This is a genomic window from Microbacterium sp. CCNWLW41 (genome assembly GCF_037083505.1).
Genome location: NZ_JBAOJP010000001.1, coordinates 663,452 through 682,824 on the forward strand (window position 1 = coordinate 663,452; position 19,373 = coordinate 682,824).

The 19,373-nt window shown below is 72.3% G+C and carries 17 protein-coding genes; 14 read left to right on the top strand and 3 right to left on the bottom strand.

Translation table 11 applies throughout. From position 1 onward, the window contains the following. Positions 1–22: 22 nt before the first annotated feature. Both purB and V6R91_RS02905 read right to left on the bottom strand, forming a co-directional pair. The gene (gene purB / locus V6R91_RS02900; RefSeq protein ID WP_336394085.1) at positions 23–1,405 is read right to left on the bottom strand and encodes an adenylosuccinate lyase; all 1,383 of its coding nucleotides are present in this window, start codon (positions 1,403–1,405) and stop codon (positions 23–25) included. Between the two features lie 44 nt (positions 1,406–1,449). Further along, entirely contained in the window at positions 1,450–1,956 is a 507-nt protein-coding gene (locus tag V6R91_RS02905) for a low molecular weight protein-tyrosine-phosphatase (protein ID WP_336394086.1), read from the bottom strand. Between the two features lie 166 nt (positions 1,957–2,122). On the opposite strand from V6R91_RS02905, the gene V6R91_RS02910 reads away from it, so the two are divergent. From V6R91_RS02910 to V6R91_RS02920, 3 genes are all read left to right on the top strand, one after another. Next, entirely contained in the window at positions 2,123–5,368 is a 3,246-nt protein-coding gene (locus V6R91_RS02910) for an ExeM/NucH family extracellular endonuclease (RefSeq protein WP_336394087.1), read from the top strand. Between the two features lie 154 nt (positions 5,369–5,522). After that, positions 5,523–5,825 carry a hypothetical protein gene (locus tag V6R91_RS02915; RefSeq protein ID WP_336394088.1) on the top strand — a complete coding sequence of 101 codons (303 nt, stop codon included), beginning with the start codon at positions 5,523–5,525 and terminating at the stop codon, positions 5,823–5,825. Continuing rightward, positions 5,822–7,429: a hypothetical protein gene (locus V6R91_RS02920; protein WP_336394089.1), complete on the top strand. Its 1,608-nt coding sequence runs from the start codon at positions 5,822–5,824 to the stop codon at positions 7,427–7,429. The genes V6R91_RS02915 and V6R91_RS02920 overlap by 4 nt, the downstream gene beginning before the upstream one ends. Here V6R91_RS02920 and V6R91_RS02925 read toward each other — a convergent pair. Beyond that, on the bottom strand, positions 7,404–7,793 hold the full coding sequence (locus V6R91_RS02925; RefSeq protein ID WP_336394090.1) for a phage holin family protein: 390 nt from the start codon (positions 7,791–7,793) through the stop codon (positions 7,404–7,406). The genes V6R91_RS02920 and V6R91_RS02925 overlap by 26 nt on opposite strands. Positions 7,794–7,893: 100 nt before the next feature. On the opposite strand from V6R91_RS02925, the gene V6R91_RS02930 reads away from it, so the two are divergent. From V6R91_RS02930 to V6R91_RS02980, 11 genes are all read left to right on the top strand, one after another. Then, on the top strand, positions 7,894–9,015 hold the full coding sequence (locus V6R91_RS02930; RefSeq protein WP_336394091.1) for a histidinol-phosphate transaminase: 1,122 nt from the start codon (positions 7,894–7,896) through the stop codon (positions 9,013–9,015). After that, positions 9,012–10,178, top strand: a complete 1,167-nt coding sequence (locus tag V6R91_RS02935) for a thiamine pyrophosphate-dependent enzyme (protein WP_336394092.1) — start codon at positions 9,012–9,014, stop codon at positions 10,176–10,178. Before V6R91_RS02930 ends, V6R91_RS02935 begins: the two co-directional genes overlap by 4 nt. 62 nt (positions 10,179–10,240) lie before the next feature. Then, positions 10,241–11,206, top strand: a complete 966-nt coding sequence (locus V6R91_RS02940) for an alpha-ketoacid dehydrogenase subunit beta (RefSeq protein WP_336395027.1) — start codon at positions 10,241–10,243, stop codon at positions 11,204–11,206. Positions 11,207–11,282: 76 nt separating this feature from the next. Next, positions 11,283–12,677, top strand: coding sequence for a dihydrolipoamide acetyltransferase family protein (locus V6R91_RS02945; protein ID WP_336394093.1), 1,395 nt, complete (start codon positions 11,283–11,285; stop codon positions 12,675–12,677). 61 nt (positions 12,678–12,738) lie between these two features. Further along, a complete protein-coding gene (locus tag V6R91_RS02950; protein WP_336394094.1) occupies positions 12,739–13,755 on the top strand; it encodes a metal ABC transporter solute-binding protein, Zn/Mn family in 1,017 nt (338 codons plus the stop codon). Next, positions 13,752–14,582 (top strand): metal ABC transporter ATP-binding protein, encoded by an 831-nt coding sequence (locus V6R91_RS02955; protein WP_336394095.1) that lies wholly within the window; start codon positions 13,752–13,754, stop codon positions 14,580–14,582. Before V6R91_RS02950 ends, V6R91_RS02955 begins: the two co-directional genes overlap by 4 nt. Then, the gene (locus V6R91_RS02960) at positions 14,579–15,457 is read left to right on the top strand and encodes a metal ABC transporter permease (RefSeq protein ID WP_336394096.1); all 879 of its coding nucleotides are present in this window, start codon (positions 14,579–14,581) and stop codon (positions 15,455–15,457) included. Before V6R91_RS02955 ends, V6R91_RS02960 begins: the two co-directional genes overlap by 4 nt. Positions 15,458–15,502: 45 nt before the next feature. Then, entirely contained in the window at positions 15,503–15,916 is a 414-nt protein-coding gene (locus tag V6R91_RS02965; protein ID WP_336394097.1) for a Fur family transcriptional regulator, read from the top strand. Further along, positions 15,903–16,982 (top strand): permease, encoded by a 1,080-nt coding sequence (locus tag V6R91_RS02970; RefSeq protein WP_442928089.1) that lies wholly within the window; start codon positions 15,903–15,905, stop codon positions 16,980–16,982. Before V6R91_RS02965 ends, V6R91_RS02970 begins: the two co-directional genes overlap by 14 nt. Continuing rightward, entirely contained in the window at positions 16,975–17,865 is an 891-nt protein-coding gene (locus tag V6R91_RS02975) for a TIGR03943 family putative permease subunit (RefSeq protein WP_336394098.1), read from the top strand. The genes V6R91_RS02970 and V6R91_RS02975 overlap by 8 nt, the downstream gene beginning before the upstream one ends. Beyond that, entirely contained in the window at positions 17,855–19,297 is a 1,443-nt protein-coding gene (locus V6R91_RS02980; protein WP_336394099.1) for a hypothetical protein, read from the top strand. The genes V6R91_RS02975 and V6R91_RS02980 overlap by 11 nt, the downstream gene beginning before the upstream one ends. Positions 19,298–19,373 lie beyond the last annotated feature (76 nt).

The window sequence follows — 19,373 nt, forward strand, 5'->3', positions numbered from 1 at the left end:
CCGCCCCTGCCCGGGCCCGGAGTCAGCGCAGCTCGTCGACCAGCCGCGAGGCCAGACCGTCGTAGGTCGACGGCGTGAGCGCGAGGAGGCGCTCCTTCGCCTCGTCGCCGATGTCGAGGCCGCGGACGAACTCGGCGAGCTCGGGGGCGCCCACGCGGCGGCCGCGGGTGAGGTCCTTCAGGAGCGCGTAGGGGTCGCTGATCTGCGAGCGGCCGGCCGCGATCTCGGCGCGCACCACGGTCTGGATCGCCTCGGCGAGCACCTCCCAGTTCGCGTCGAGGTCGGCCCGCAGCACGTCCTCGGCGAGCGAGATCTCCTTGAGGCCGCGCTGCAGGTTGTCGAGGGCGAGCAGCGAGTGCCCGAGGGCGACGCCGATGTTGCGCTGCGTCGTGGAGTCGGTGAGATCGCGCTGAAGGCGGCTCGTGACGAGGGTCTGGGAGAGGGTCGACAGCAGCCCGCCCGAGATCTCGAGGTTCGCCTCGGCGTTCTCGAAGCGGATGGGGTTGATCTTGTGCGGCATCGTCGAGGACCCGGTCGCACCGGCGACGGGGATCTGGGTGAAGTACCCGATCGAGATGTACGTCCAGATGTCGGTGGCGAGGTTGTGAAGGATGCCGCCCGCGTGACGCACGCGGTCGTACAGCTCGACCTGCCAGTCGTGCGACTCGATCTGGGTCGTCAGGATGTTGAAGTCCAGCCCCAGGCCCTCGATGAAGGCCCGGGAGACCTCCGGCCAGTCCACGTCGGGAGCGGCCGAGAGGTGGGCGGACCAGGTGCCCGTGGCGCCGGAGAACTTCGCGAGGTACTCGCCGCGGTCGATCTGGTCGGCGACGCGGGTGAGGCGCCAGGCGAACACGCCCAGCTCCTTGCCCATGGTCGAGGGGGTCGCCGGCTGGCCGTGCGTGCGCGAGAGCATCGCGGCGTCGCGGTGCCGCACGGCGAGCTCGGTGAGGGCGGCGATGACCTCGCGCAGCTTCGGCAGCCACACGCGCTGCACCGCGCGCTGCACCGTGAGCGCGTAGGAGGTCGAGTTGATGTCCTCGCTCGTGCACGCGAAGTGGGTGAGCTCGGCGATGCCGTCGAGGCCCAGCGCCGACAGGCGGTCACGCACCAGGTACTCGATCGCCTTGACGTCGTGGCGGGTCACCGCCTCCTTCTCGGCGAGCCAGTCGATCTCGGCCTGGCCGAACTCGAGGTACAGGGCGCGCAGCCGGGCCTTGTCGCCGTCGGCGAGCGGAGAGGTGCCGAACAGCGAGCGGTCGGTGAGGGCGATCAGCCACTCCACCTCGACCTCGACGCGGGCGCGGTTGAGTCCCGCCTCGGAAAGGTACTCGCCGAGCTCGCCGACCGCGGGCCGGTATCGGCCGTCGAGGGGGCTCAGGGGCTGGGGCGGCAGAGAGGTCACGGTGGCTCCCGTCGATCACGTCGAAGGCGACCTTCGCGCCGGCGTCAGGGCGCCGGGCGGATCGCGGGTTCGAGTTGCCGGAAGAGCGCCCGGCTCGCACTCTCGATCATACCGAGCACCTCGTCGAACATTCCGGGCCCGGCATAGTACGGGTCCGGCACGTCGAGGGTCGGGGCGGCCGCGTCGAACGACATCAGCAGCGCGATCTTGTCGGCGTCGGCCTCGCTGCGCGCCCAGCCCCGCAGGATGCGCTCGTGGCTGCGGTCGAGAGCGACGATGAGGTCGCTGCGCGTGAAGTCGCCGTGGGTGAACTGCCGGGCGCGGTGGTGCGTGCCGTCGTAGCCCGCGCGGTGGAGCGCGTCGATCGTCCGCTGATCGGCGCGCTCGCCGACATGCCAGTCGCCCGTGCCGGCGCTCGTCGAGGCCACCCGGGACCCGAAGCCCGAGGCATCCGCGTATCCCCGGAAGACCACCTCCGCCATCGGAGAGCGGCAGATGTTGCCGGTGCATACGAAGACGACGCGGAAGGGCGCCACGTCGCTCGCGGTCATGGGTTCCATTCTGGACCGAGCCGACACCGAACGTTAAGGATCTCTCCTTCCGGACTCTTCCCGTGAGGGATGCCCCTCGCCTAGCTTTGCAGTCAACGGGCGGGCGACCGGCCTGCCCGTGTTCTCATGCGCGGCCACCAGACCGCGCGATGCCCGTGGAGGTTCCGTGTCCCCATCACCCCGCAGACTCCCCGCCGCGCTCGCGGCCGCCGCGCTGGCAGCGACAGGCATCGTGGCCTTCGCCGCGCCCGCCGCCGCGGCAGACGGAGACCTGCTGATCAGCGAATACGTCGAAGGATCGTCCAACAACAAGGCCATCGAGATCTACAACCCATCGGACGCCGCGGTGGATCTCGAGGCCGCCGGCTACCAGCTTCGGCAGTACTCGAACGGCGGTGCGACCGCCGGCCTCACGATCAACCTGATCGGGACCGTCGCGCCCGGCGACGTGTTCGTGCTGGCGCACGGCGCCGCCGCTGAGGCGGTCCGCAACGCCGCCGACCAGCTCACCGGCACCACGACGGGCCTCTTCAACGGCAACGACGCGCTGGCGCTGGTCAAGGGCGGTTCTGCGGTCGACGTCTTCGGACAGATCGGCCTCGACCCCGGCGTCGCGGGCTGGGGCGCGGGAACATCCACCGCGACGACCAACAACACCCTGCGCCGCAGCGCGGATGTCTGCGTCGGCGACCCGGACGGCGGCGACGCGTTCGACCCCTCCGCCGGGTGGACCGGCCATGGTCAGGACGCTTTCGACGGTCTCGGCAGCCACACCGCGAACTGCGGCGGTGAGCCTCCCGCCGCGCGCGTGGTGATCAACGAGTTCTCAGCCGACACCACGGGCGCGGCCGACGTCGAGTACGTCGAGCTGCTCGCGAGCCCCGCGACGACCGACCTGTCGGCGTACCGCGTGCTCGAGATCGAGGGCGACTTCAGCGGCACGGCGACCGGCACGGTCGACGAGGTCATCTCGTTCCCGGCGGCCGACGCGTCGGGGCGCAGCCTCGCAACGCTCGCCGGCGGCGCGCTGGAGAACGGCACGGTCAGCCTCCTGCTGGTGATCGGCACCTTCCCCGCCGTCGGGACCGACATCGACACCGATGACGACGGCGTCATCGACGACGGCCTCGGCTTCACCGTGGTGGACGCCGTCGCGGTGAAGGACGCCGACACGGATCTCGCATACGGCGGCGTCGTGCTCGGCGTCTCGTACGACGGCCTTGCGTTCGATCCGGGCGGGGCCTCCCGCATCCCGGACGGCACCGACACCAACGCGCCGGCCGACTGGGTGCGCAACGACTTCGAGCTCGCCGGGTACCAGGGCACGGCCGGCACCCCCGTCTTCGGGGAGGCGTTCAACACCCCGGGTGCCGCCAACGGAGCCGTTCCGCCGCCCCCGCCGATCGAAGCGGGCTGCGACCTGGAGCTGGTCCCCATCGGATCGGTGCAGGGTTCGGGCGCGGCCTCCGAGCGCGACGGCGACAGCCTGCGCGTGACGGGCACTGTCGTCGGCGACTTCCAGACGGGTGGCTTCGACGGGTTCTACGTCCAGGACGCGGGCGACGACCTCGCCGACACTTCGGACGGGATCTTCGTGTACTTCCCCGGCGGGCCCGAGGTCTCGGTCGGCGACGTGGTCAACGTGGCGGGCGAGGTCGACGAGTTCTTCGGCCTCACGCAGATCAAGGCCGTCGACCTGGAGGTCTGCGCGACCGGTCAGACGCTGCCCGAGGCCGTCGAGCTGACGCTGCCGGCCACCCCGGAGCAGCGCGAGGCGCTCGAGGGCATGTACGTGACCCTGCCGCAGCAGCTGGCGATCGGCGAGACGTTCGACTTCGGGCGCTTCGGCACGATCAGCCTGACGCTCGGCCGCCAGTATCAGCCGACGGGGCTCTACGACGCGGGCTCGGCGGACGCGATCGCGCTCGCCGCGAAGAACGGCGCCGAGAGCATCGGCGTGGACGACGGGCGCAGCATCCAGAATCCGGACCCGGCGATCCACCCGAACGGCGAGGAGTTCACCCTGGCGAACACCTTCCGCAGCGGCGACCTCGTCGAGAACACCACCGGCGTCCTCGACTACCGCTTCGACACGTGGGGTGTGCAGGCCACGCAGGGCGCCGACTTCGAGGTCGGCAACCCGCGTCCCGAGGCGCCCGAGGTGGGCGGCGACCTGAAGATCGCGAGCTTCAACGTGCTCAACTACTTCACGACGCTCACGGGCTCCGATGCGCGCGGCGCGAACGACCCGGTGGAGTTCGAGCGACAGGAGGCGAAGATCGTCACGGCGCTGGCCGAGATCGACGCCGACGTCTTCGGGCTCATCGAGATCGAGAACAACGGCACGGCGGTCGCGACCCTCACCGAGGCCCTCAACGAGCGCATCGGCGAGGACGTCTACGACTACGTCGACACCGGCGTGATCGGGGACGACGTCATCACCACGGCGCTCATCTACAAGCCCGCGTCGGTCACGCCCGACGGCGAGCACCAGCTGATGGACCAGTCCGTCGACGCGCGCTGGCTGGACGAGTACAACCGTCCGGGCCTGACGCAGACCTTCGTGGACGCCGACGGTGCGAAGGTCACCGTCGTGGTCAACCACCTGAAGTCCAAGGGCTCCGACTGCAACGACGTCGGCGATCCGACGGACCCGAACGGCCAGGGCAACTGCAACGGCGTGCGCACCCAGGCGGCGGCGGCGCTCGCCGACTGGCTCGCGACCGACCCGACGGGTGCCGGCGCCGGGCGCGAGCTCATCATCGGCGACCTGAACGCCTACGCCCAGGAGGACCCCATCCAGGTGCTCACGCAGGCCGGGTACACCGACCTGCTGGCGGAGTTCCAGGGGACGGATGCCTACTCGTACGTGTTCGACGGGCAGCTCGGCTACCTCGACTACGCGCTGGCGGGTCAGGACGTGCTGGACGAGGTCACCGGCGCGGCGACCTGGAACGTCAACGCCGATGAGGCGAGCCTCATCGACTACGACATGACGTTCAAGGCGGACGCGCAGGACGCCATCTACGCGCCGGACGCCTACCGGTCGAGCGATCACGACCCCGTGATCGTCGGCCTCTCCCTGACGCCCCCGGACGTGACGCCGCCCACCATCGACGTCGAGGCCGACCCGTCGTTCATCCTGGCGCCGAACAACAAGATGCGCACCATCGAGTTCGACGTCGACGCCGCCGATGATCGCGGCGACGTCACGGTGGAGCTCACCGCGGTGACCGCGACGGGCTCCGACCGGGCCGAGTGGGAGATCACGGGCGATCGCACCGTCGAGGTCAAGGCGGTCAACGGCACCGTCTACGAGTTCACCTGGACGGCGACGGATGCCGCGGGCAACACCGCGACCGACACCGCCATCGTGGTCGTGGGCCTGAAGGGCCTCCTTCCGCAGCGGTGACCCCGTCGCGGGGATGCCACCCCGCGTGCGCGACCGGGAGGGGCGTCGTCCGTCGGGACGGCGCCCCTCCTCCCCATCCGGTGAGAGGGCCGCGCTCTGCACGGATCCCCGGCGGCGCGCTCCGCGGGCCCGCCTCTCCCGTGACGATCGAGAGGTGACAGTTCCACCGGCCGCCGGCTCGTCGGCCTCCCGTCTGCAGTTCGTCGCCGGTGCGCTCTCGCGCCTCATCGACCGGATCGCGGATGCCTCTCTCGTCGCGCGGGGACTGGCCGACGCCGTCGACTGGCAGGCACGGGCGGCGCGCGTGTTCCACGACCGCGCCACCGTCTGGGCGGGCGATGTCTCGGGACTCGCGTGCGTGGCCGAGACGGTGCGGCTCGACGTCCTGCGTGCACGGGATCGTGCCGCGTTCGCGGAGGCCCTGCCGGGTCTGCCGCTCACCGCGGAGCACCCGTGAGCGGCGCGCCGTCGGCGGACGGGCCGTGGGACCCGGAACGGGCGGTGCGGGTCGACTCGATGGACCCGTACGGGGGTCTCATCAGCGTGCTGGGCGAGAGCTGGCCCCGCACCGACCGGGGCCTGCAGCTCCAGGCCGGCGGCGCCGTCGCCGTCGACACCGCGACGCTCCGTGCCGCCGCCGAGCGGTTCGCGCACGCCGACGCCGAACTGGAGGAGATCGCGGCGACACTGGCCGGGCTGCGGCGGGAGCTGCGGAGCGAGCCCGCGCACACCGGCGACGCCGAGCTGTCGGCATCCGTCCTCTCCTCGAGGATCGATGCCGCACAGGCGGAGGCGCGGCGGATCGCCGGGGCGCTGCGCGACGCTGCGCTCGCTTACGAGATGGTCGAGATCCAGGCCGAGCACCGCGCCGCCGTGCTGGCCGGGGACGCCCTTCGGGCAGAGCGGCTGGACGCGCGGTTGAGCGCGCTGGTCGCCGCGCATCCGGGCGCCTGGCGCACGGCGCTCGGCGCGGAGTTCGAGCGGGCCGTGCTGTGGCAGTCCGAGCTGGTTCGGCAGGCGACGCAGTGGGGCGTCGCGGTAGGCGGCACGGTGAGCGAGCCGGGGGCGGCCGTGCTCGGCGCGGGCATGGGTCTCCTCACGCTCGGCGGCGCCGCGTTCGTCGGGTTCGCGGGCACCGGCCGGCTGTCGCGGGATGCCCGCCTCACAGGCACGGCCGGCCCGGTGGAGCTGCGGACCGTGACCCCGGCGGCGCCGGGCGCCGGGCCGCCGCTCGCGGCGGGTGCCACCGCGACGCCCGGGGCATCCGCCGTCGGGGCGCCCACCGTCGCGGCGCCCCCGGGGAACGGAGCCGCCGGGGCCGTGCGCGTTCCGCCCGCCGGACCGGTGGTCGCTCCGCAGAGCCTCGTCGCGGTGACCGAGCGGATGCCGGGAGCCGGCGACGCCCGCGTGCGGGTCGAGCGCTACACGATGCCGGACGGCAGCAGGCAGTTCGCGGTCTACGTCGCCGGCACCCAGTCGCTCGCGCTCGGCGGCGATGACCCGTGGGACAACGCGTCCAACGCGCAGCTCTACGCCGGACAGACGTCGGACTCGTACGCGGCCACCGAAGCGGCGCTTCGGGCGGCCGGGGCGCGGGAGGGCGACGTCGTGCACGCGTTCGGCCACTCGCAGGGGGCGATGATCGCCGGGCACCTGGCGCTCGAGAGCGGCTACGACGTGCGCACCCTCGTCTCGCTCGGCTCGCCAGTGGAGGCCGATGTCGGCGACGGGACGCTGAGCGTCGCGCTGCGCCACACCGACGACCCCGTCGCGGCGCTCGCGGGAGGCGGGCACGGCGAGGGCGTCGGGGCGCCGGGCAGCTTCGTCGCCGAGCGCGTCTCCGACCCGGACGCCGGTCTCGACGATGCGCGCGCCCCGGCGCATCGGCTCAGCGCGTACGCCGAGACGGCGGCGCTCGTGGACGCCTCCACCGATCCGCGCGTCGACACGCTGCGCGCGGTGTTCGCCGACCTCGGCCGCGCCGACGCGGTGGCGGTGACCGAGTACGCGGCGACGCGGGGCTCAGCGGGCGGGGTCAGTCCTTCTTCGGGCGGAGGATGATGCCGAAGACCCAGTTGATGAGGGTGATGATGATGGCCGCCAGCACACCCCACCAGAAGTCCTCGACGCGCAGGCCCCAGCTCCACCAGCTGGTGAGCCACGCCGTCAGCCACAGCAGGAACGCGTTGATGAGGAGGCCGATGAGACCCAGCGTGAGGATGTAGAGCGGGAACGCCAGCACCTTGATGACGGTGCCGATGATCGTGTTCACCAGGGCGAAGATCGCCGCGACGATGAGGTAGGTGAGCACGACCTGCAGGGTGTCGCCCGGCGCGAACGGGATGACGGTGACCTGGAGCGCGGGGATCAGGGTGACGACCCAGATCGCGAACGCGTTGACGACGACGCGGATGAGGAAGCCCATAGTGCGCCCAGTCTTCCACGACACCTCGCGGCGGCCAACGGTTCGCGGCGGGGTCCTCTCCGGCAGACGCGGAGCGGTCGCCGCTCGTAGACTCGGGGGCGTGACCGACGCTTCCGACATCCCCGTCCGCGTGCGCCCGGAGGTGGCCGCGCTCCCCCCGTACAAGCAGGGCAGGCAGGCGGGCGCCGAGGCGTACAAGCTCTCCAGCAACGAGAACCCGTTCGATCCACTGCCGGGCGTGCTGCAGCGCGTGCAGTCGGCGACGGCCTTCAACCGGTATCCGGATGCCACGGCCGCACGCCTGCGGGAGCGCCTGGCCGAGCGGTTCGGCGTGGGCACCGACGCGGTGCACGTCGGGGCCGGCAGCGTCTCGATCCTCGCGCAGCTGGTCCAGGCGACCTCCGGCCCCGGGGACGAGGTGATCTACGCGTGGCGGTCGTTCGAGGCCTACCCGTGGCTCGCGGTCGTCTCCGGCGCGACGCCCGTCCAGGTGCCGCTCGCCGCGGGCGCCCGTCACGACCTCGACGCGATGGCGGCGGCCATCACCGATCGCACCCGCGCCGTCCTGGTGTGCAGCCCGAACAACCCCACCGGGCCGGTCGTCACGCAGGCGGAGTTCGACGCCTTCGTCGCGCGCGTCCCCCGCGACGTGCTGGTCATCCTCGACGAGGCCTACGCCGAGTTCGTCACCGACCCCGACGCCGTCGACGGCGCCGCCGTCCTGGCCCGGGGCGAGAACCCCAACGTCGTCGTGCTCCGCACCTTCTCCAAGGCCTACGGCCTGGCCGGCCTGCGCATCGGCTACGCCGTCGGCCACCCGAGGATCCTCGACGCCGCCAGGACGACCGCCATCCCGCTGTCGGTGACCGCCCACGCCGAGGAGGCGGCGCTGGCGAGCCTCGACGCCGAGGCCGAGCTCCTCCAGCGCGTACGGGTCATCGCCGAGCGCCGCGACCGCCTCGCCGAGGAGCTGCGCGCCGCGGGCTGGGAGGTCCCGGCCGCGCAGGGCAACTTCGTCTGGCTTCCCGCCGGCGACGAGACCGCCGCCTTCGCCACCGCTTTCGAAGAGGGCGGCCTGATCGTCCGCCCGTTCGCGGGTGACGGCATCCGGATCTCTGTCGGCGAGGAGGAGTCTGTCGAGAAGGTCCTAGGAATTGCGGCATCCGTTGTGAAGAACCTCCCGGAAGGGCACGCGGGGGCGCGGGCTAGCGTGGAACGGTGACCCCGCCTGAAGATTCGGTGACGACCGACGCCGCGGCGCCGGCCGAAGATCCCGCCATCGTCCGCTTCCTCCGCGCGGACGGGACCTTCGCGCCCACGCCCGCCGCCGAGCCCTACCGGGACGCGGTCGACGCCCTCGCCGACGCCGACCTCGAGACGTTCTACCGCGACATGGCGGTCATCCGCGCGTTCGACGTGCAGGCGACCAATCTGCAGCGCCAGGGACAGCTCGCCCTCTGGCCGCCGAGCTACGGCCAGGAGGCCGCGCAGGTCGGGTCCGCACGGGCGGCGCGGACGCAGGATCACATCTTCCCGTCCTACCGTGAGCACGTCGTCACGAAGATCCGCGGCGTCGACCTGATCGACATCATCCGCGTGATGCGCGGACTGACGCACGGCGGGTGGGACCCGACCGACCCCAAGAACGGCAACACCCACATCTACACGCTCGTGCTCGGCTCGCAGACGCTGCACGCGACAGGCTTCGGCATGGGTCTCGTCTTCGACGGCCGCTGCGGCACCGGCGACGCCGACCGCGACGAGGCCGTCATCGTCTACTACGGCGACGGCGCCTCGAGCCAGGGCGACGTGCACGAGGCCATGGTCTTCGCCGCGAGCTATCAGACGCCCGAGGTCTTCTTCCTGCAGAACAACCAGTGGGCGATCTCGGTGCCGGTCTCGACGCAGTCGCGCTCGCCGCTGTACAAGCGCGGCGCGGGCTATGGGATGCCGAGCACGCTGATCGACGGCAACGATGTGCTGGCGAGCTGGGCGGTCACGCGCGCCGCGCTCGACGACGCGCGCGCCGGCGGCGGGCCGCAGGCGATCGAGGCGATGACCTACCGCCTGGGCGCGCACACGACGAGCGACGATCCCACGAAGTACCGCCCATCGAGCGAGGAGGAGGCATGGCGCCGCCGCGACCCCCTCGCGCGCATGAGGGCCTTCCTCCTCGCCCGCGGGGCGTCGGAGGCGTTCTTCGCCGACGTGGACGCGGAGGGTGCGGCTCTCGCCGACGACATCCGCACGCGCACCAACGCGCTGGGCGGACTCGAGCCCGACCAGCTGTTCGCCCACGTGTATTCCGAGCCCCACCCCCTCATGGCCGAGCAGCGCGAGTGGCTCGCCGGGTACGAGGCATCCTTCGAAGGAGGCGCATCGTGACCGACACCGACATCCGGACGACGAGCGCGACGGACGCCGACGCCGCCCCGGCCGTCCAGACGATGCCGCTCAGCCGGGCCATCAACGCCGGCCTGCGCGCGTCCCTCGCCGGCAGCGACCGCGTGCTCCTGATGGGCGAGGACATCGGCAAGCTCGGCGGCGTCTTCCGCATCACCGAAGGGCTGCAGGCCGAGTTCGGCGAGCGGCGCGTGATCGACAGCCCGCTCGCCGAGTCCGGACTCGTCGGCACCGCGATCGGGCTGGCACTGGCCGGCTTCCGCCCGGTCGTCGAGATCCAGTTCGACGGATTCGTCTTCCCCGCGTTCGACCAGATCACCTCGCAGCTGGCGAAGATGACGAACCGTCTCGAGGGCGCGGTGCAGATGCCCGTCGTGATCCGCATCCCCTACGGCGGGCACATCGGTGCCATCGAGCACCACCAGGAGAGCCCCGAGGCGTACTTCACGCACACCCCGGGCCTGCGCGTCGTGAGCCCGTCGACGCCGAACGACGGCTACTGGATGATCCAGGACGCGATCGCCTCGGCCGACCCCGTCATCTTCCTCGAGCCCAAGAGCAAGTACTGGCAGAAGGGCGAGGTCGACACGTCGGCCCGCGCGCTGCCGCTGCACGCGTCGCGCATCGTCCGCCGCGGCACCGACGTCACGCTCGTCGGCCACGGCGCCATGGTGACGACGATGCTGCAGGCCGCCGTGCTCGCCGAGGCCGAGGGCACGAGCATCGAGGTCGTCGACCTGCGCTCGCTGTCGCCCGTGGACTACGGGCCGATCCTCGACTCGGTGCGGCGCACCGGCCGCATGATCTACGCGCAGGAGGCGCCGGGCTTCACGTCGCTCGGCTCAGAGGTGGCGGCGACCGTGATGGAGCGCGCGTTCTATGCGCTCGAGGCTCCGGTGCTGCGCGTGTCGGGGTTCGATGCCCCGTTCCCCCCTGCCAAGCTCGAGGGCTCCTACCTGCCCGACGCCGACCGCATCCTCGAGGCCGTCGACCGGTCCCTCGCCTACTGACCCCCACCCTCGCCTCCTTCCCGATGGCCGGCCTCCCCTGCGAGTGAAGTGACGGGATGCCGCGAAAGGACACCGCATGAGCACCCAGACGTTCGTCCTCCCCGATGTCGGTGAAGGGCTGACCGAGGCCGAGATCGTGCAGTGGCGCGTCGCCCCCGGCGACGCGGTCGCGGTCAACGACGTCCTCGTCGAGATCGAGACCGCCAAGTCCCTCGTCGAGCTGCCGTCGCCCTTCGCGGGAACCGTGGGTGAGCTGCTCGCGGCCGAGGGCGAGACGGTCGAGGTCGGCGCCGCCATCATCACCATCGCCCCCGGCGCAGGGACGGATGCCTCCGGCCCGGCGACCGTCGGGCAGTCCGAGCACGGCGGCCCCGCCGCGCCGGCGCCCGATGCCGGCGAGGGTGCGGTGCTGGTCGGCTACGGCACCGGCGGACACGTCCAGTCGCGGCGCGCGAAGCGCGCGGTGCCGGCGGAGCAGCGGGTCGCGGCATCCGTCGGCGTGATCGCGAAGCCCCCGATCCGCAAGCTCGCCCGCGACCTCGGCGTCGAGCTCGGTGCCGTCACGCCCAGCGGCCCGGCCGGCGAGGTGACGCGCGACGACGTCGTGCGGCACGCGTCGCAGGCGAGCGTCTTCCGCAACATCGAGACGCCCGAGTGGGGCGACGTGCGCGAGGAGACCATCCCGATCCCGGCTCCCGCGGCGGCCCCGGCGCCTGCCGCGCCCCAGGTCCCGGCGCCGGCGACTCGGCCGGCTCAGGACTCGGGCGACAGCCGCGAGGAGACCATCGCCGTCAAGGGCGTGCGCAAGGCCACGTCGTCGGCGATGGTGCAGTCCGCCTACTCGGCGCCGCACGTGTCGGTGTGGACCGACGTCGACGCCACCCGCACGATGGAGCTCGTCAAGCGGCTCAAGGCGTCGCCCGACTTCGCCGACGTCAAGGTGTCGCCGCTGCTGATCATGGCGCGCGCCGTGATCTGGGCGGCCCGCCGCACGCCGATGGTCAACGCCGCGTGGGTCGACGCCGAGGGCGGCGCCGAGATCCGGGTGCGCCGGTACGTGAACCTCGGGATCGCCGCCGCCACGCCGCGCGGCCTCCTCGTCCCCAACATCAAGGACGCGCAGGACCTTTCGATGCGCGATCTGGCCCGGGCGCTCGAGAAGCTCACCCTCACGGCGCGCGACGGCAAGACCACCCCGGCCGACCAGCAGGGCGGCACCATCACGATCACGAACATCGGCGTCTTCGGCATGGATGCCGGCACCCCGATCATCAACCCCGGCGAGGCCGGCATCGTCGCCCTCGGCACCATCCGCCAGAAGCCGTGGGTCGTCGACGGCGAGGTCCGCCCGCGGTGGGTCACGACCGTGGCCGGCTCGTTCGATCACCGCGTGGTCGACGGCGACGGGATGTCGCGGTTCATCGCGGACGTCGCCTCCATCCTCGAGGAGCCCGCGCTGCTGCTCGACTGACGATGACGCCGCTCGCCCGAGCGATTTGAGAACGATTCTCATTACCCTTACGCTGGAGGGCATGACCTCCCTGCGACGTTCCCTGCCCGTGCTCGGCCTGGCGGCGGCATCCGCTCTCGTGCTCGCCGGATGCGCGAGCGGGCAGACAGCGGGCAGCGCCGAGGGCGGCGACGCCGCTGTCGGGCGACTCTCGGTCGTCGCGTCGACCGACGTGTACGGCGAGATCGCGTCGCAGGTCGGCGGCGACCTGGTCGAGGTGACGTCGATCGTCACGAACGCGTCGCAGGACCCCCACTCGTTCGAGCCCAGCGCCCGCGACCAGCTCACCGTGTCGAAGGCCGACCTCATCGTCGAGAACGGCGGCGGCTACGACGCGTTCATCGACGCGCTCATCGACTCCAGCGGCAGTGAGGCGCCGGTCGTCACGGCGGTCGAGCACTCGCACGACTGGCCCGAGAACGAGGGCCACGAGGCCGAGGGCGCCGACGCGGAGACCGAGGGCGCCGACGACGCCGAGGCCGACGGCCACGGTCACGAGCACGACCACGTCGAGGGCTTCAACGAGCACGTCTGGTACGACCCGCACACCGTCGCGCACGTCGCGGCGGCGATCGCCGCGGAGCTCGCCGCGCTGAGTCCCGACGACGCCGAGACCTTCGCCGCGAACGCGGAGGCCTTCGGGGCCGAGGTCGAGCAGCTCGAGGCCTCGCTCTCGGACATCGGCGCCGCCCACGCCGGAGAGCGGGTGTTCGTCACCGAGCCGGTGCCCGTGTACCTCGTGCAGGCGGCCGGCCTGGAGAACGCCACGCCGGACGCCTTCAGCGAGGCCGTCGAGGAGGGGCAGGATGTCGCCCCTGCGACGCTGCTGGAGTCCCTCGGGCTGCTGCGCGACGGCGGCGTGCGCGTCGTCATCACCAATACGCAGACGGGCGGCGCCGAGACGCAGCAGATGGTCGACGAGGCCGAGACGCTCGGGATCCCGGTGATCGCGTTTTCGGAAACGCTCCCGGAGGGGGAGACTTACATCTCGTGGATGCAGGCGAACAGCGAGGCGCTCAGCGCGGCGCTGGACGAGTGACCCCCGCCTCGCCGGCGGTCGGGCGTCCGGTCGTCCTCAGCATCCGCGACGCCGCCCTGCAGCGCGGCGACCGCGAGCTGTGGTCGGGGCTCGACCTCGACGTCCACGCCGGCGAGCTGGTCGCGGTGCTCGGCCCCAGCGGCTCGGGCAAGACGACGCTGCTGCGGGCCATCCTCGGCCTCGAATCCCTCTCGTCGGGCGAGATCGCGGTCGAGGGCGAGCCGGTGACCCGCCGGGGTAACCGTCGCATCGGCTACATCCCCCAGGCGCGCCCGCTGCCGCCCGACACGTCGCTGCTCGGCCGCGACCTCGTCACGCTCGGCGTCGACGGCCACCGGTTCGGCCTGCCCCTTCCGCGCCGCGGCGACCGCGCCCGCGTCGACGCCCTGATCGACGCGGTCGGCGCCCGCGGGTTCGCCGACCGGCCCGTCGGGCTGCTCTCCGGCGGCGAGCAGCAGCGACTGCGCGCCGGGCAGGCGCTCGCCGACGACCCGCGCCTGCTGCTGTGCGACGAGCCCCTCACGAGCCTCGACCTCGCGAACCAGCAGGCGGTGATCGGTCTCATCGACCGGCATCGCCGGGAGAAGGATGCCGCGGTCCTGCTGGTGACGCACGACATCAACCCGCTGCTGGGCAAGGTCGACCGCATCCTGTACATCGCCAACGGCCGATTCACCCTCGGGACGCCGCAGGAGGTGCTGCGCTCGGACGTGCTGACCGCGCTCTACGGCGCGCACGTGTTCGTGCTGCGCGCGGGCGACCGACTCGTCGTCGTGGGCGCACCGGACGCCGAGGCATCCCACCACCACCACGAGGCGCACGCATGAACTGGGACGACATCGCCGACGCGATGTTCGGGGGTCTGCCGTTCTACGGCGAGATCCTCGCGCTGGTGGCGAACTCGGTGTGGGCGGGCGCCGTGCTCGGGCTCGTCGGCGGGCTCATCGGCGTCTTCGTCATGCAGCGCGACATGGCGTTCGCGGTGCACGGCATCAGCGAGCTGTCGTTCGCGGGCGCCGCCGCCGCCCTCCTCATCGGGTGGGACGTCGTGACGGGGTCGATCGTCGGGTCGCTCGTCGCCGCCGCCCTCATCGGCGTGCTGGGGGCGAAGGCCCGCGACCGCAACTCGATCATCGGCGTGCTGATGCCGTTCGGGCTGGGCCTCGGCATCCTGTTCCTGTCGCTCTACGACGGCCGCAGCGCCAACCGCTTCAGCCTGCTCACCGGTCAGATCGTGTCGGTGCAGACCGGCCAGCTCGGCTGGCTGATCGGCATCGGCGCCGTCGTGCTGCTCGGCCTGCTGCTCATCTGGCGCCCCCTGCGGTTCGACTCGCTCGACCCGCAGTCCGCCGCCGCGCGGGGCGTGCCCACGACGGCCGTGTCGCTGGCCTTCATGCTGCTGCTCGGCCTCATCGTCGCCGTCGCCGTGCACATCATCGGCGCGCTGCTGGTGATGGCGCTGCTGGTGACCCCGGCGGCCGCGGCCATGCGCGTCGCGTCCGGACCGCTGTCGGTCCCGCTGCTGTCGGCGCTGTTCGGGTTCGTGTCGGCGGTGGGCGGGATCCTCCTCGCGATCATGGGCACGCTTCCGGTCAGCCCCTACATCACGACGATCTCGTTCGCCATCTACGTGGTGTGCCGCGTGGTCGGCGCCCGCCGCGACCGCGTCACGCGGGCGGCCGTGGGCGCCGGGTCCCGGTGACCCGCGTCCGGCTCCCGCTCAGGACCCGCCGGTAGACTCGCCCCCATGGCCCAGCGCAACACGTGGCAGCGCGAACGCGTGCGCGAAGCCCTCTCCGACGCCAGAGGCTTCGTCAGCGCGCAGTCGCTGCACGCGACCCTCCGCGGCGAGAACACCGGCATCGGTCTCGCGACCGTGTACCGCGCGCTGGCCGGCCTCGCCGCCCAGGGCGAGGCCGATTCGCTGCAGAGCCCCGAGGGCGAATCGCTCTACCGCGCCTGCACGAGCACGGGCCACCACCATCATCTGATCTGCCGCTCCTGCGGGCTGACCGTCGAGATCGAGGCGACGGACGTCGAGCAGTGGGCCAAGCGCACCGCCGAGCGCCACGGATTCCGCGACGCCGAGCACGTCGTCGACATCTTCGGGCTCTGCGGGTCGTGCGCCGCGACCCGGGACGCAGAGCGTGACGCGGACTGAGCCTCAGTCCCGGCAGGCGCAGCGGTCCCCCGGCACGCCGGTCCCGCGGCGCGCTCCGGCCACCGCCCGTCTCGAGCCGACGCCGCAGGCGCGCGCCCTGCTGTGGATCGGCGTGGGCGTCGCCGTGGTGGCCGGGCTGTTCCTCATCGACTGGCTCGCCCCGGCGCTGTTCCCCGCACCCCTCCCCACACGGGCGCAGGACGGGCTGACGCTCGCCATCAGCGTGCTCATCGAGTCGCTGCCGTTCGTGGCGCTCGGCGTGGTGCTGTCGATCGTCGTGCAGGTGTGGGTGCCGCCGGGTGTGATCGAGCGATGGATGCCGCGACGCGGGTGGGCCCGCCGGGCCGTGCTGTCGCTGCTCGGCATGATCGTGCCGGTGTGCGAATGCGGCAACGTGCCGTTCGCCCGCGGCCTGCTGATGCGCGGGTTCTCCGTCTCGGAGACCCTCACGTTCCTCATCGCGGCGCCGATCGTGAACCCCATCGTGATCATCACGACGCATCAGGCGTTCGGCTTCAGCGACGGCATCCTCGTCGCGCGCCTGCTGGGCGGGTACGCGATCGCGAACCTCATCGGCTGGCTGTACTCGCGGCATCCGTCTCCCGATGCTCTGCTCACCGACCGCTTCCGCGACACGTGCGAGCTCGTGCTCCACGAGCCGGGCGGCAAGTGGCGGCGCACCCTGGCGCAGTTCGTCATCGAGCTGCGGGCGGTCATGCCGGCGCTCGTCATCGGGTCCGCGCTCGCCGGAGCCGTGCAGGTGCTCATCCCGCGCGAGGCGCTGCTCGCGATCGGGGCCAACCCCGCGCTGTCGATCGTGGCGATGATGGCCCTGGCCATGGTGGTGTCGATCTGCTCCAACGTCGACGCGTTCTTCGCGCTGTCGTTCGCCTCGACCTTCACGCCCGGGTCGATCGTCGCGTTCCTGCTGGTCGGGCCACTCGTCGACGTGAAGATGCTCGCGCTGCTGCGCACGACCTTCACGTGGCGCACGCTCGGCGGGATCGTCGTCGTGGTGGTGCTGTCCGCCTTCGCGATCGGGACGGCGGTGAACCTCCTTGCGTAAGACGGAGTGGGTCGCCACGCGGTGGCTCGGCGTGGGCCTGGCCGCGGTGCTGGCCGTGGTCACGATCTCGCTGGCGCTCACCGGACGCCTCGGGCTGTACATCAACCCCGACTCGACGTGGTTCGCGGTGTCGATGGCGGTGGTCGTGCTCGTCGGCACGATCGCGTCGTTCACGCTGCCGCTCGGCGCGGAGGCCGACCACGGGCACGACCACGCGCCCGCGGACGCCGGCCCTGCGCCCGCCGGCGAGCGAGCGGCCGCGACGGAGTCGGAGATCTCGACGCTCATCCTCCGCCATCGGGACGACCAGCCCGATCCGGAAACGACTCGCGGCGACCGCCACGGCGCGCACGGGCACGACGACCACGTCCACCGCAGCCATCCGCTGGCGGTGGCGGCGACCGCGGTGGGCGGTATCGCGGCGTCCGGCGTCGTCGTGCTGACCCTCGTGCTGCCCCCGGCCTCGTTGAGCGCCGAGCTCGCGATGTCGCGCGACGTCGGCGCCACTCCGCTGTTCGGCGGGGCGGACACGGTGCAGCTGGCGTCGACCGGCGACACGGCGTCGTTCGGCGTCGGCGAGTGGGCGACGGTGTTCGCCACCGCGACCAACCCCGAGACGTTCGACGGTGAGCCCGTCGAGCTCACCGGCTTCGTGACGCCGGGTGAGGACGGGGCCTTCGACCTCACCCGCCTGATCATCACGCACTGCGTCATCGACGCCCAGCCGGCCAGCCTCCCGGTGGTCGTCGGCGAATCCTCGCCCGACACCGGGCAGTGGGTCACGATCACCGGCACGGTGCGCTCCTCGTCCGACGGCCGGCTCGTGGTCGACGCCGCCGCCGTCGAGGAGATCCCCGAGCCCGAGGATCCGTATGAGTACTGAGCCCGGGCCCCACACCCGGCGCTCGCAGTCCCGGCACCGCCGCAGCCGCGCGTTCGCCGGGATGTTCGCCGTCGTCGTCGCGGCGCTGGCGGTCGTCGGGCTCGCCGGCGCTGCCGCCAGCGTCGCCCAGGGTCCCCGCGTGACGCAGGTGTCGGTGGATCCGGAGGCGGCGGCCGCGGCATCCGGATCCCGGCTCATCGTCACGACGACGCAGTCGCTCGCCGAGGTCGACCCCTCGCAGGTGACGATCACCCCCGAGACGCCCTTCGAGGTCGACACGTCCGGTCGCAGCGTCGGCGTGCGGTTCACCCTGCCGCTGTGGGACGACACCGAGTACACCGTCGCCATCGACGACGTGGCCTCGCTCGGCGGCGGCCCGACCGCCACCATCACCGAGACGTTCCGCACGCCGCCCACCGAGATGTTCCTGCTGCAGCGCGGCGGTGCCGACCAGGCGGGCGGGACGGACGGCGACCTCATCTACCGCACCGACCTCACCGGGCAGAACGCGGTGCCCGTCTTCCGCCACCCGCACATCGAGGACTTCCGCGCGACCGGCGAGCACCTCGTGGTGTCGGTGCGCACCGACGACGACCAGCCGGGGCTCATCGTGACCGACCTGGACGGCGAGAACGAGCAGGAGCTGCCGCTGCCCGGCGACGGGTTCATCTCGAACCTCCAGAGCGCCGACCGTGGCGAGCGGATCGGGTACACCTTCTCGGACGCCGAGCTCGACGCCGATTCGGGCCGCGAGAGCCGGCTGTTCACGGCCTCGCTCGGCGACGTCGACGCCGAGCCGCGCGAGATCGAGGTCTCAGGCTCCGACCCGCGGGTCGCCGAGTGGCGGTTCGTGCCCGACACCGACAGCATCCTGCTGATGTCGTTCGACGGGTCGCTGCTGCTGACCGGGTCGGGCGCCGATGCCGGCGCAGCGACTGCCCTCGGCGCGGCCGTCGGGATCGACGGCATCGCGCGCGGATCCAGCGAGGCCGTCGTCGACCGCCTCGAGCAGTCCGTGGTCATCGACCTCACCGACGCGAGCGAGGAGCCCCTCGTCGCGCCCGAGGCCGATCTGGGCGGTACCACGTCGGTGACGCCGCTGCCCGACGGCTCGACCATCCGGACCGCCGCAGTGCTCGAGGACGACGTGCCGACGGGCCGCACCTCGGTCGCGCTGGTCGGCGCGGACGGCGCCACGCGCATGCTCACCGAGCTGGCGGAGACGGATGCCGTCATCCAGGTCTGCATCTCTCCGAGCGCCCGGTACGTCGCGCTCATGCTGGCGCCGGATGCCGTCACCAACCCGTACGACACCTATCAGCTGCCGCTGCCCGAGCGTCCGCAGACCCGCATCCTGAAGGTGGACGACGGCGAGGAGGTCGTCGCGCTCAACGGGGCGTCGATCTCGTGGTGCCAGGTGCCCCCGCTCTGACGCTCCCGCGTGGCATCCGCGCGTATGCACCCCTGCCCACGAACCACGATCTCGGCGAGCGACCACGCTACCGTCG

Coding starts and splice junctions, on each gene's coding strand:
- V6R91_RS02965 (WP_336394097.1), top strand. CDS start 15,503: ATGGCCCAGCGCAACACGTGGCAGCGCGAACGCGTGCGCGAAGCCCTC.
- V6R91_RS02940 (WP_336395027.1), top strand. CDS start 10,241: ATGCCGCTCAGCCGGGCCATCAACGCCGGCCTGCGCGCGTCCCTCGCC.
- V6R91_RS02950 (WP_336394094.1), top strand. CDS start 12,739: ATGACCTCCCTGCGACGTTCCCTGCCCGTGCTCGGCCTGGCGGCGGCA.
- V6R91_RS02925 (WP_336394090.1), bottom strand. CDS start 7,793: ATGGGCTTCCTCATCCGCGTCGTCGTCAACGCGTTCGCGATCTGGGTC.
- V6R91_RS02905 (WP_336394086.1), bottom strand. CDS start 1,956: ATGACCGCGAGCGACGTGGCGCCCTTCCGCGTCGTCTTCGTATGCACC.
- V6R91_RS02960 (WP_336394096.1), top strand. CDS start 14,579: ATGAACTGGGACGACATCGCCGACGCGATGTTCGGGGGTCTGCCGTTC.
- V6R91_RS02945 (WP_336394093.1), top strand. CDS start 11,283: ATGAGCACCCAGACGTTCGTCCTCCCCGATGTCGGTGAAGGGCTGACC.
- V6R91_RS02980 (WP_336394099.1), top strand. CDS start 17,855: ATGAGTACTGAGCCCGGGCCCCACACCCGGCGCTCGCAGTCCCGGCAC.